The sequence below is a fragment of the Paenibacillus dauci genome, from assembly GCF_000971985.1.
GTDB classification, from domain to species: Bacteria; Bacillota; Bacilli; order Paenibacillales; family Paenibacillaceae; genus Saccharibacillus; species Saccharibacillus dauci.
Genome location: NZ_LAQQ01000009.1, coordinates 130,915 through 144,502, shown reverse-complemented (window position 1 = coordinate 144,502; position 13,588 = coordinate 130,915). Strand labels below are relative to the sequence as shown.

At 48.1% G+C, this 13,588-nt stretch carries 10 protein-coding genes; 7 read left to right on the top strand and 3 right to left on the bottom strand.

Going from position 1 to position 13,588, the window contains the following annotated elements; genetic code table 11:
- The first annotated feature begins 16 nt into the window (after positions 1-16).
- From ald to WH46_RS22110, 6 genes are all read left to right on the top strand, one after another.
- The gene (gene ald / locus WH46_RS22135; protein WP_046228385.1) at positions 17-1,153 is read left to right on the top strand and encodes an alanine dehydrogenase; all 1,137 of its coding nucleotides are present in this window, start codon (positions 17-19) and stop codon (positions 1,151-1,153) included.
- Positions 1,154-1,865: 712 nt separating this feature from the next.
- Positions 1,866-3,074: a branched-chain amino acid ABC transporter substrate-binding protein gene (locus WH46_RS22130; RefSeq protein ID WP_046228384.1), complete on the top strand. Its 1,209-nt coding sequence runs from the start codon at positions 1,866-1,868 to the stop codon at positions 3,072-3,074.
- Positions 3,075-3,178: 104 nt separating this feature from the next.
- On the top strand, positions 3,179-4,165 hold the full coding sequence (locus WH46_RS22125; protein WP_046228383.1) for a branched-chain amino acid ABC transporter permease: 987 nt from the start codon (positions 3,179-3,181) through the stop codon (positions 4,163-4,165).
- 9 nt (positions 4,166-4,174) lie between these two features.
- Positions 4,175-5,473, top strand: a complete 1,299-nt coding sequence (locus WH46_RS22120) for a branched-chain amino acid ABC transporter permease (RefSeq protein ID WP_046228382.1) — start codon at positions 4,175-4,177, stop codon at positions 5,471-5,473.
- 140 nt (positions 5,474-5,613) lie between these two features.
- Complete coding sequence (locus WH46_RS22115) at positions 5,614-6,402, top strand: ABC transporter ATP-binding protein (RefSeq protein WP_046228381.1); 789 nt, start codon at positions 5,614-5,616, stop codon at positions 6,400-6,402.
- The gene (locus WH46_RS22110) at positions 6,399-7,103 is read left to right on the top strand and encodes an ABC transporter ATP-binding protein (RefSeq protein ID WP_046228380.1); all 705 of its coding nucleotides are present in this window, start codon (positions 6,399-6,401) and stop codon (positions 7,101-7,103) included. Before WH46_RS22115 ends, WH46_RS22110 begins: the two co-directional genes overlap by 4 nt.
- Positions 7,104-7,271: 168 nt before the next feature.
- Here WH46_RS22110 and WH46_RS22105 read toward each other — a convergent pair whose 3' ends face one another.
- Entirely contained in the window at positions 7,272-10,283 is a 3,012-nt protein-coding gene (locus WH46_RS22105; RefSeq protein ID WP_052714336.1) for an S-layer homology domain-containing protein, read from the bottom strand.
- Between the two features lie 308 nt (positions 10,284-10,591).
- Positions 10,592-11,890, bottom strand: coding sequence for an aminotransferase class I/II-fold pyridoxal phosphate-dependent enzyme (locus tag WH46_RS22095; RefSeq protein WP_046228378.1), 1,299 nt, complete (start codon positions 11,888-11,890; stop codon positions 10,592-10,594).
- Positions 11,891-12,145: 255 nt separating this feature from the next.
- On the opposite strand from WH46_RS22095, the gene WH46_RS22090 reads away from it, so the two are divergent.
- The gene (locus WH46_RS22090) at positions 12,146-12,700 is read left to right on the top strand and encodes an NADPH-dependent FMN reductase (protein WP_046228377.1); all 555 of its coding nucleotides are present in this window, start codon (positions 12,146-12,148) and stop codon (positions 12,698-12,700) included.
- Between the two features lie 130 nt (positions 12,701-12,830).
- Here WH46_RS22090 and WH46_RS22085 read toward each other — a convergent pair whose 3' ends face one another.
- Complete coding sequence (locus WH46_RS22085) at positions 12,831-13,490, bottom strand: pyridoxamine 5'-phosphate oxidase family protein (RefSeq protein WP_017814173.1); 660 nt, start codon at positions 13,488-13,490, stop codon at positions 12,831-12,833.
- Positions 13,491-13,588 lie beyond the last annotated feature (98 nt).

Genomic DNA, 13,588 nt, shown 5'->3' with positions numbered 1-13,588 from the left:
TGAAGGAGGAACAAGCATGAGAATTGGAATCCCCAAAGAGATCAAAAACAATGAGAATCGTGTAGCCATTACACCGGCAGGTGTGACGACACTGACTGCAGCAGGACACGAAGTATATGTAGAGACCCAAGCAGGTAAAGGAAGCGGGTTTACCGATTCCGTCTATGAGCAGGCAGGAGCAACGATTATCCAGCAGCCAGCCGAAGTCTGGTCGACAGCCGAGATGATTCTCAAAGTAAAAGAGCCATTACCATCGGAATATGGATATTTTCGGGAAGGGTTGATCCTGTTCACGTATCTGCACCTGGCAGCCGCGCCCGAACTGGCAGCAGCATTGATTGAGAAAAAAGTGATCGGGATTGCCTACGAGACCGTAGAGGTGAATCGGACCCTGCCGCTACTGACTCCGATGAGCGAAGTAGCCGGCCGGATGGCGGTGCAAATTGGCGCGCAATTCCTGGAGCGCCCTCATGGGGGCAAAGGGATTCTGCTCAGCGGTGTTCCCGGTGTCAAAAGGGGAAAAGTTACAATTATTGGCGGCGGTGTAGTCGGCACCAATGCAGCCCGGGTAGCCATCGGGATGGGTGCAGAAGTAACCATGATCGATCTGAGTGCAGACCGTCTGCGTCAATTGGAGGAAATCTTTGGTCATTCGATTCAGACCCTCATGTCTAATCCTTACAATATTGCCGAAGCGGTATCCAGTTCGGATCTGGTGATTGGGGCGGTGCTGATTCCGGGAGCCAAGGCGCCCAAGCTGGTAACCGAAGAAATGGTTAAACAAATGGAAGCGCATTCAGTTATTGTCGATGTAGCGGTTGATCAGGGTGGCATTGTGGAGACTGTAGATCGGATTACGACTCACAACGAACCAACCTATGAAAAGCATGGTGTACTGCATTATGCGGTCGCCAATATGCCAGGTGCTGTACCGAGAACATCTACGATGGCACTGACCAATGCGACGATGCCGTATGTCATGCAGATTGCCAATCGGGGACTTCGTGAAGCGTTGTTGAATAATCCGGCACTCAAGCTGGGCGTGAATACGGCTGCCGGAGCTATGACCTATGATGCTGTAGCGCGGGATCTGGGTTATGAATATGTAGCAGTGGATGAAGCACTGAAAAAGACCTTTACTGCAACAAGCTAAGCATTCGATATATCCATATGGACATCGTAGCAAACATCAGAATGGTGACAACGTCTAAAAGTAAACCGTGTTAAACAGCACAAAGCCAGTATCATGAACAACATCTGGCCCTGTACCTGGCCCCACAATATACCTATTGATACGCAGTACAAACCTACAGCTCCGAGCATCTATTCTCTCGTGCATAATTTGGCATAAGAGAGTAAGCAGCCGGAGCTGTCTTTGTGTTTTCCCGAATACCAGGAGTGATATTTTGTTTTTTTAAATAAACATACAATCGATTAAGGATAATCCGTACTTCAGAGGTATTTAAAAAAGCAAAATGAAAAGAAAAAATTTATATGTTAATTACATGTAATATAAACATTTAACGAAAAAAATAATGTTATCTTATATAACTTAAAATAAATACATACATTGTAGATCATACCTATATAAAACTATATAATCCTACATTTTTGAGAACGTTTAATAATGAAAATATCCATAAATATTCGAATGATCAAGAAAAAAACTTAAAAAACGAATGAATACTACATATTAAACTTAAATAATTCGTATTTATAAATCATTATTTCATAATATATTCCAAAATATCATTAATGATTTCATAATTTCTGATTGCTCGATATATACAATCTATGTATACTTTAAATTAGTTATCGTACCATACTATGTTAAATAAACTAACATTAAAGGGGGATTTAACAGTATGAAAGGAAGATGGAGTGGTATAGCAGCTGCAGTTCTCGTCGTAGGTTTGCTGGCAGGATGCGGAAATGGTGGAAGTGCAACGACGGCTGGTACATCATCCGGAGACAGCAGTAGCTCTGGTGGCAAAGTCATCAAGATTGCAACGCAATCTCCATTATCGGGAGGCAGCTCGATTCAAGGGGAAGCGATCCGATTGGGAGCTCAAATGTCGATGGAAGATCACAAGGAAGACTTTAGCAAACTGGGTTATTCACTGGAGCTGGTTCCATACGACGATCAGGGTGATCCCAAGAAAGGTGTAGCCAATGCTGAGCAGATTGGTGCCGATCAGGCAGTGCTGGGCGTAATCGGCCATCTGAATTCCGGTGTATCCATTCCATCTTCGGTTGTATATGAAAAGTACAATATTCCGATGATCTCCCCCGCGAGTACAGCAACCGAATTTACGGATCGCAAGCTGAAAGTAGCCAACCGTGTCGTTGCACGGGATGACTTCCAGGGGCCGGCGGCAGCAGAGTACGCAGTGAAGACCGTTGGTGCGAAGAAAATATTTGTTATTCAGGATAAAACGGCATATGGCCAAGGGTTGGCAGAGGCATTCCGCGACAAGGCCGAGGAGCTGGGAGCGACCATTGCCGGCTATGAAGGAATTACGGTAGGGGAAAAAGACTTTAACGGCGTACTGAATATCGCGGCAACCCAGAACCCCGACTTTATTTTCTTCGGTGGTCTGTACGCAGAAGGCGGCCTGATTATCAAGCAAGCTCGGGATAAAGGAATTACCGCTCCGATCATGGGTGGAGATGCACTGGATTCTTCGGGACTGGTGGAGATTGCCGGTGCCGATGTCAAAGGCTCGCTGTACAGCTCGGTAGCTGGTGAAATTGCCAAAATGGAAGGCGGCTCCGATTGGGCAGCCCGTTACCAAAAGGAATTCAGCAAAGCGCCGGAAGGATATTCCGCCTACGCTTATGATTCCATGACCATCATGCTGGATGCGATCAAAAAGACGCTGGACAGCAGCGGTGGTGAGATGCCATCCCGCGAGACCGTTCGCGATGCGGTGCGGGCAACCAAGGATTTCAAAGGGATTGCTACCGAGGTCAGCTTTGATGATAAAGGGGATAACTCGTTTGCCAAAGTGTATATTTACGAGTTCGCCGGTGATACATATCCGGGCAAACTGGTATCCGAAGTCAGTCAATAATTGCAGCACAAATTGCAGCATATGAACATGCGGCCAAGAGGTATGTGCAGATTGACGGCATACCTGTTGGCTCTTGTTTTATAGCGATGGAAAGGGGTGCGCTCATGTTCGCAAGTATTTTACAAACACTGCCACAGGTACTGATCGATGGACTGGCGCTGGGGGCTATTTACGCGGTCGTAGCGCTCGGTTATACGATGGTATACGGCATTCTGGAACTGATTAACTTTGCACATGGAGAGATTTTTATGACCGGGGCCTTTGCCGGTACATCGGTGCTGCTGCTGTTCCAGTCGTTTGGCTGGCTGGGGAATCTGCCCGCCTGGGTCTCGTATGTACTGATTATTTTTATCGCGATGATGGTCACCGGGGCACTTGGCGTGGGGATAGAGCGCGTCGCCTACCGGCCGCTGCGCAAGGCACCCAAATTGATCTCGCTGATCTCGGCTTTTGGCGTATCCTTTGTCTTGCAGGATCTGGTTCGCTTTATTGCCGAATTGAAAACCGGTAATTATATCATCAGCGTACCACAGCTGTTCGATGGACGCTTCACACTGGGTTTCTCGTCCATAACTGCGATGTTTGGCAATGCCACGGTCAAGACGAATACGATCTTTATTTTTATCGTAGCCATTGTACTGATGATCGGGCTGGATATATTCGTTAACCGCACCAAATGGGGCGGAGCGATGCGCGCAGTGGCACAGGATCGGGAGACGGCTTCCCTGATGTCGATCAATGTGAACAAAGTGATTCTGCTGACCTTTTTTATCGGTTCGGCGCTCGGTGGATCAACCGGTGTATTGTTTGCCCAGCAGTACGGCACGATTGATCCGTATATCGGATTTATTCTGGGACTCAAAGCTTTTACAGCAGCAGTGCTGGGCGGGATCGGCAATATCCGCGGTGCAATGTTCGGCGGGATTGTAATCGGGGTACTGGAAATGTTCGCTTCCGCAAATCTCGGTATTATGACCGGCGGCAATTTTGGAGCAGAATATAAGGACGTATTTGCTTTTGCGATCCTGATTGTTGTGTTGATCTTCAAACCAGAGGGCTTGTTTGGTAAAGCCGTCAAAGAGAAAGTGTAGGTGACCCCGATGAGCAAACTCGATAATATGCGTCATACCCTGCGGGAGAACAAGCTGGCACAGATCATTCTGCTGGTGCTGTTTACACTCGTAACAGCGGCAGCGGTATATCTGATGGAGCGCTCGGTGACAGCCTTTTTGCTGCTGCTGGCGTCGCTGTTGCTGCTCTACTATACGTCTTTTACCAATGGGATCAAATGGATCATTGCCCTGGTCCTGCTGCTGGTCGTTATTCCTTTCGCTTCCTCCGGCGGGACTTCGTATGACTCCTATATGGAAGTGGCAACCCAGTGTGGAATCTATGTGGCGATGGCACTGGGACTGAATATTGTGGTCGGCTTTGCCGGTCTGCTGGATATGGGATTTGTCGCCTTTTTTGCGGTCGGTGCGTATACGTACGGTATCTTTGCTACGGACCAGGCGAATAATTTTATCTCGGGCGATCTGTTTCCACTATCCGGCGGCACGTTCTGGATCTTTATCCTGATCGGCGGGTTTATGGCGGGGATCTTCGGGATTCTGCTTGGTCTGCCCGTGCTGCGGGTCAAGGGAGATTATCTGGCTATCGTGACGCTGGGGTTTGGCGAGATTATCCGTATTATTTTCAATAATCTGGAGAAGCCAGTCAATATTACGAATGGAGCGATGGGGCTGTCATCGATTCAGCCGCCAGATCTATTCGGCTTTGATTTTACCTTTCCGCATCAATATTATTTTATCGTGATAGCGATTCTGCTGGTCGTTATCTTCGCTGTGCGGCGGCTGGAGCACTCCCGTCTGGGACGTTCCTGGAAAGCAGTACGCGAAAATGAGATTGCTGCCCAGTCGATGGGTATTCCGCTAATTCGTACCAAGCTGATTGCGTTTGCGATCGGAGCTTCCTTTTCAGGAATGATGGGTGTAGTATTTGCGGCCAAGCAGACTTTTATTGATCCGACGAGCTTCACGCTGATCGAATCGACGACAATTCTCGTGATGGTCGTACTGGGCGGGATGGGGAGTGTGCCGGGTGTTATTCTCGGAGCGAGTCTGGTTACGATTCTCAATCTGCAGGTGCTGACTGAACTGACGAACTGGCTCAATCAGTTATCCATGCAGGGGATTATCGAAGTGCCCAACGCGCTGTCCCCTTCTAAAATGCAGCGGTTTATTTTCGGTATGATCCTGATTCTGGTCGCCATCTTCCGTCCGAATGGATTGATCGCCGCCAAAAATCGCAAAATTCCCAAGGAGGTGGTGACAGGTGGTCCACATCAACATCATGAAGTACCTGCGGCTCCGATCAGTGCCAAAACGAGCCCCGAATAAATCACTATGGACACATCATCTGACAGCTGCCCTGCTGAACCGGTACACTCCTGTACAGATTCTTCCGATATCCGGGGATGCCAGGCAATCGGAAATATACACCGGTTCCAAACAATCCCGCCTATGAGGAGGATACAGTCATGAGTATTCTAAAAGTAAATCGGCTCACCAAACGCTTTGGCGGATTGACCGCGGTCAGTGGGGTAGACTTCGAATTTCCGCAGGGACAGATCTCTGCTGTGATCGGTCCGAATGGAGCGGGCAAAACGACCTTTTTTAATATGATTACCGGCATCTATGTGCCCGACGAAGGACAGATTGAACTGGATGGGGAATCGATCGTCAATGTGAAGCCGGACCGGATTACCGGTAAAGGCATCGCCCGTACTTTTCAGAATATCCGTCTGTTCGGCAGTATGACGGTGCTGGAGAACGTGCAGGTCGGCATGCATATTCATCTAAAAACAGGTGTGATCGGCACGCTGCTCAACCTGCCAAGAGTACGTCATGAAGAACATACTTCGCAGCAGGAAGCGTATCGGCTGCTGGAATATGTCGGACTGGAAGAATGGTATAATGCCGAAGCGAGCAGCCTGTCGTATGGAGCGCAGCGCCGTCTGGAAATTGCCCGCGCACTGGCTGCACGGCCCAAGGTACTGCTGCTCGACGAACCGGCAGCCGGTATGAATCCAAGGGAAACCGTCGATCTGACTGCACTGATTCGCCGCATCCAGCAGGAACTGAACATCTCGATTATTCTGATCGAGCACGATATGAAGCTCGTGATGGAGCTGTCGCATCATATTCTGGTGCTGGATCATGGTGTCAAAATTGCTGAAGGCGATCCACAGAATATTCGCTCCAATCCCAAGGTGATCGAAGCCTATTTGGGTAAAAGTGCCGTTGAAGAAGGAGTGGTGGTCGAATGAGTCTGCTGCAGCTCAAGCAGGTTGAAGCTTATTATGGTGCGATTCAGGCGCTGCGCGGGGTTACGATCGATGTAAACGAAGGAGAAATTGTTACTTTGATTGGCTCCAATGGAGCAGGCAAATCAACTACGCTCAAGTCGATCTGCGGACAGGTAAAGATTCGCGGAGAAGTCTGGTTTAATGGTAAGAATATTTCCGACCAGATGCCGCATATGATAGCAGAGAGCGGTATCGCGCATGTACCGGAGGGGCGGCGCATTTTTCCCCGCATGACGGTCAAGGATAATCTGGAAATGGGCGCATTCTCGGTCAAAAGCAAAAGTCTGATCCGGGAGCGCATCGAGAAGTCGTTTGCCTATTTTCCGAGGCTTAAGGAACGTTATCATCAGGTAGGTGGGACGATGAGCGGCGGCGAACAACAGATGCTGGCAATCGCCCGTGGTCTGATGATGGGTCCGCGTATTCTGCTATTGGATGAGCCGTCGATGGGGCTGGCTCCGGTCATTGTGGATCAGATTTTCGAGATTATCCAGGAATTGAATGAATCGGGAATGACGATTTTGCTGGTGGAACAAAATGCTTATCAGGCACTGCAGATTGCCCACCGAGGGTACGTGATCCAGACAGGAGAGATCATTCTGCAGGATAATGCAGCAGAGCTGCTCAAGAATGATCAGGTCAAGGAAGCATATCTGGCGTAGAAGTATGACATAGCAAAGTCTGAAATATCATTAGTATGTTCCACCTAGTCTATATCGAAGATATGTATTTCGTTATCCTAAGCAGGCGATAGATTTATCGATAGACTTACTGAAATCAAAAAACCAGCATCGGGATGAGCCCATGCTGGTTTTTTGGATGAAGCCTGTTTATTTTAGTTGCTGCAGCGCTGCATTTAATTCCTGTAGAACAGTGATCTTGTCCTGTACAGCAGCGGCTTGCGGTAGAGCATTTTTGTGATCCAGAGCGGTCTGCAAACCGGTCGTATCCTGTCCGGCAGCTGGTTGTGCCAGCACACTCTGAGCCTGAATTGCAGCTTGATTCAACCAGGTATCCAGATTGGGTACATCCACGTACACATTTTTTTGGATAGTGGTATCACCGAGACGGAGAGAAACGGTCACTTTATACGGTGCAGTATACGGACTACCGTTATACTGGAGCAGTTGCAGACCTTTGCCCGTATCCGCAGTGGAGAGATATACATCATTGGTAACCGAAAACTCGTTATCTGTATCTGCATCGATAGCAGACAGCAGTTCTACAGAGGAGACGGTTCTGGTGATACCATCAGCTGGCTGCTTATCTGTCAGGGCAATTTCTTGATTCAGCTTTGTATCATATGACAGCACGATATCATCGGGAATAAGATCGGCTTCCTGTTCCAGCTTAGCTTGATCCGAATCAGCAGTTGGAATCGGCAGATACTTGGAGACTGGTGCTGCATTCAAGAGCAGATTACGATCCGTAAAGCTCAGCTGTCCATCAGCTATATTCATGTCAAATACATGCCAGTACGGCTCGTTGCCGTCACCTGCAGGTATCAGGTACGTCTTAATTGGCGTCGGAGACTGACCATCATAGACTTCAACACGGGCAGACGAATGACGCAGAGTAGCCGTACTGCCTGAATGTAATTGACTGATATTGTCTACATAAAATGTATATGTGCCTGGTGTACGTTTGCGGATCGTTAGAGCTTCTGGGCCATAACCCTGCATAGCATCGTAATTCAGTTCAGCATAAACTTCACCATTGTAAATATATTGTTGTTCAGATGAATCCGTTTGAAATCCGAATCCGTCCGGAGTGGGTCCGAGCAGATGCACATCTTCGTCTTGCGGGAACTCATCCCAGGTCAGTATAATGTGAATCTGATCTTTGTCTGCCTGCTGGATGATAACTCCATTTTCGGTATCATTCAGGATGCCTGTTAATGAGACGCCAGTCATGTAAGATGTAAGGAATCCATCCTTTTGCATCTCTCCGGTATATATACCAGGTGGAAGCTGAACGGTATAGTTGCCATCCATGCCGGTGGTTACTGTTGCTTCTACCGGTCCGGTCATTACGCCTACGCCTCGACGGAACATTATTTTTACTCCATTCACCGGCTCACCTTGAGTGTCGGTAATTACGCCGATAAAACCACTGATTTGTACACTGCCCTGGAACGTACGCGTAAGACGGGAAAAGTCTGCTACAGGGGCTATTTTGACCTGCAGTACTTTGCCATTATAATGCAGTAGCTTAAGTGGATCGAAGTGCACAGTACGCGTCACGCTGTCATAGCTGATCGAGCGCAAGTTGATAGGCACACCGTCCAGTGTAGCTGTAATATTCATATCACTGAGGAACAGCACATCGCCCGCCTGAGGAGGCAGAACGGCCTGACCATTCTTGACATCCAGATGCTGGATCTGCGGCGGAGCCGTGACATCTGTGTTCGGAGTTGGCTTCGTCTCGTTTACAGGCGTTGTGGTCTCATTATGATTGGATTCTTTTTTCTTGGTATTGGTGGGGGTCAACGGAAGTCCTACCGTATTGCCGCCTACGCGGGCAGTAATGCCATTATCTATACTCGTCTGCATCACTCGCGGCGTAATTGTGACTCCTTCAGCGCGAATATAAGCATTCTCGACCGTACCATTGCCGCCGATTGTTGCCGGGGCATTCAAGGTAGCGGATTGAATAGACGAGCTACTGGTCGTATCCACCCGGTTGCCTGTCGTACCGGAAGCGACAGCCAGACTATCGATTGAACCTGATACCAGTTGCACGTCAAGTGACGAAGCGGCGATATCGACTGCATCGAACCGTCCATTCATGGTCACTCTGGCACCGGTTGGCAGTAGTGAAGACATAACGACATTGTTAAATCCGCTGGCACCAGCGTTCATTTTCTCTTCCAGAATGGCACCGGATTGAAGAACAGTCTGCTGAATCACAGTTGAACCACTGGTTTCTACGCGAACATCGCCATCTTTTTTGTTAATGACCATAGTAGCCAGATTGGAATCTTTGACATGGATACTATGGCTGCCGCCGCCATTGACGGTTGTTGTTCCTTTGACCGTCACATGATCGAGCAGCGCATCTCCTTCGCCAATTCCCTGGCCAAGCAGCAGATCACCGTTGATAACCATATTGCGCAGTGTGCTGCCAGCGGCATTGAGCTGTACATTGCCGGATATCTGCTGTTGTCCAGATGCCGGTCCGTAGACTCCAGCTGTATTATAGACTGTCGCTGCAGCACCGGTAGACTGAAGTGAACGATTTAGTACGGTGACGGCTTCTGCACGGGTCGTTGTGTCTTTGGGACGGAATCCTTTTTCATCGCCATTCATCAGTCCGTTATCAATCACGGCACCGATCGAGCCTTTGCTCCAGGAAGGGCTGTTGGCTGTATCTTTCATTCGACTGGCCGAGCCGGATGATTTTAATTTTTTGATAGAGGTCAGAATAACCGCCAGCTCCTGACGGGTAACTTGCTGCTCCGGATGGAAGGTGGAATCTTTGTATCCTTCCATATAGCCTTGCGCTTTGGCAATAGCGATATCGTTATAGTACCAATCGGATGGTTGTACATCGCGATAATGAATGGGTACGGATGAAGTGAACCCAAATGATTTGTTGATCAGTGCAGCCAGCTGCGAACGGGTTACACTCTGATCCGGCTGTAGACTGCCATCCTGGAAGCCGCTAATATAGCCTTTGTTTTGCCAATCGATAAGAACATTTTTGGCCCAGTGATGCTGGATATCAGTCGCATTGACTGACTGTGCGCTGACCGGATCAACTCCTGTGAGTCCGGCAGTCGGCAGCAGAATGGCTGTGCTCAGCAGCAGGATGGCCCACGGCCGAATTTTCGTCGTTAACATTCCTTAAGTTCCCCCAATAAACCATAAATTTAAGCTTTGTACCTAATCTCGATATAGTCTGAAAAACCTAATTTTATATCTTTTCTTTACAAAAATAGGCATATTGATCCATATTACTATAACTTTATTCTTTTGGGAAATGAATTTTCCTGTAATGGAATTGTATGGATAGGAAATAAGGCGGTTATTAATCCAAGGAACGCCAAAAAGCAGGCTCCGATCCATGACCGGGGCCTGCTATTATTTATGGATCTCATAATGATCAAAAGAATTGCTGGTTGATAAAGAACTAACTGTCAGCTTGTTTGTTACGCCTGCTGCACATCCAGTACAGCCTGATGGATCAGATCGTACAGATCTTCAAGGTATTGCTCTTCAATACAGGAGAAAGCAACCCGCAGATCATGCTCACCCAGAGCAATTGTGCCGACTTCGTACTGGCTCAGCAAGCGCTGACGTACATCTTCCGCTGATATATTTTTGAGCTTCAGGCACATAAAGTAGCCAGAGTTAAATGGATAGTATTCCCATACATCGCCGTATTTGCCGCTGTCGAGCAGCTGTTTGACTTTGTTGGCACGGCCTTTCATCACCTGGAATTTCTCGGCTTTTTGCGCTTCGAATTCCGGGGAACGCAGGGCGTTCAGGACAAAGGTCTGTGACGGATGTGCTCCGCTGGAGATCGTTGCACGGATAATACCGAGCGTCTTTTGTTCCAGGGCGGTCAATGCCACATCCGAAGAAGCACCATACGTAATAAATCCGACGCGGAAGCCCCATACATATTCTTCTTTGGTAGCGCCGTCGATCTTGATCGGCAGAATGCGTGGGTGCAGATTGTTCAATTCGCCGAACAGGGATTCCTGTATGGAATCTTCGAAGAATAATCCAAAGTAAGCATCATCCGTTACAACGACTACATTAATGCCCGCCAGTGCTGCTTCATTGATAGCTGCTACGATCCGGTGACCGTCCTCGACGCTTGGTGTGTATCCGGTCGGATTGTTCGGGAAGTTCAGGACCACAATGGCTTTACCACGGTCTTTTTGTTCCAGCAAAGCATCGCGCAGACCATCGCTGTTAAAGTTCATATCTTCGGTGAACAATGGATAATTGACGATCTGTGCGCCGCGGCGGATACCGAAGGTCAGCTCGTAATTTTCCCAGTTCTTGTCCGGATAGATGATCGCGTCACCCTCATCGGCAAATAGATCCGCCACGATGCTCAGACCATGGGTCAGTGCATTGGTTACGATCGGATTGCCGAATTTTTTGTCTGCCAGAGATGGATTGTCCTTGATCATTTTCTCGCGCCATGCGCTGCGCAGCTCGGGTTTGCCGGCTGGTGGGGCATACGGATACAGATCTTTCGGCTGAAAAGCGGATAGGGAATCCTGAATGACCTTCAGATGCATCGGTCCACCATTTTCGGTAGCGATACCGATTGTGGCATTATATTTTTTGGCCTGGCTGGAAGCTTCTGCCGATTGGCTCAATATGCCTTCTTTGGGGAAAAACATTTCTTTGCCGAGCCGGGACAGCATATCATAAATATAGGGACTGTCCTCTTTCAGGTTCTCATTCAATTGTCCTGCCAGTGGGTTCATCTTGTTCATCCTTCCGGGTCTGTTTAGAAGATATCAACCAGGCGAATCTGCTGCATATTCCGTCTGATTTCGCTGCCTCATAGTATATCATTGTTCTCACAAATGTGTCACGGTATGGCGGCAATTTAGATGTGAGAATAGTATGAAGAATATCTTGTATAGATCAGATAGGAATACTAACGTATGCCGACCAGATAAACAGATAGTGTATAGTATGGTAAATAAGCTTGTATTTTATAGAGAGAGGGTGAATTTATGCACAACCAGTCGATTAAAGTAGTATGTATATCAGGTAGCCTGCGCGAACAGTCATCCAATTCCCGGCTGCTATCTTCCATTATGAGTCTGATGCCTTCTGGAACAGAGTGTATTGAATACCATGGGCTCTCGGAATTGCCGCATTTCAATCCCGATCTGGACCAGGATCATATTGCACCTCATGCGGCTATACAGCAGTGGCGGGATTTACTGGGATCGGCAGATGCAGTATTGATCTGTACTCCTGAATATGCCGGGGGGATTCCCGGTTCTCTCAAAAATGCATTGGACTGGATTGTTTCTTCGGGAGAACTGGTCAATAAACCGACAGCAGCAATCAGTGCTTCTCCGCATCCACAGGGCGGATCGGTTGCGCTGGAATCGCTAAAAGGAACACTTCTCATGATGAATGCCCTTATTACTGACAAGACCACACTGTCCATACCATTTATCAGCAAAAAGTTTGGAGCAGAGGGTCGCCTGAGCGATGCGGATACATTGTCCGCTCTGAATGAATTGATTATTGCCTTACTTCCTGGTACAAAGTCATAACAATAAATAGCATAATATAGAGTGAAAAGCAGCTTTCTTGTTCAGGAAGCTGCTTTTTTTGTATAACAGATTCCAACCGGAGAGTATCATTTATCGCAGAATAACAAAGGTGAACCCGTCGGAATAGGTACTATAGATCCTGATCATCTTCTGAATCGTTGCCCGTACCGCCTGCTGACTGATGATACGGGCAGTACTTCTCCATCATCTCCAGAGTGGATAGATCATCAGCAGAACCCCGCTGCTGTAGACCGCTGATAATCTGCTCGCGTTCCTGGCCCCGGACATTCTGACCGAATTTGAATTTGGCAGTCCATTCGTCAGGGATAATCTTGATCAGCGCGACTCCCTTGAGACGGGGAATGTAACGCGGGTCTTCGGTAGTAATAGGATCATAGCCGCCCTCCGGCTGCAGCTTCTGCATAAAGATACCGAGTGCCATCGCCTTTTCCTCAAGATCGGTCACGACTTCGGCATGTCCCCTTACCGTTACACTTTTGAAAAAGGCGGTAGCCGGACAAGCCATCTCTTCATCGGTAAAGTAGGAAGGGATCAGTGCATATTCACGCGCTGCTGAAAAGGTGACTTTGTTATCCTCTCTGAGCAGCTTCATTTTCTCGCCGGCACGGCTGCCATGCATATAAAAGACTCCATTACCGTAGGCAAAATTAAGTGGAATCACCCGCGGCCATCCATCCTCGCCAGCCAGTCCGAGAAATCCAAAACTGACTTCACCCAGGAATTGTTCCAGTTCCTGCTGTTCTTCCACTGTAAATTCTTTTCTTCTCATAAGTAAATTCTCTCCCTTATCTCTGTTAGATGATTGACGTCCCAAGGTAATCAGCTTATGCTGAAAATTGACAGGCGAAAAGAGCCAATATAAACACA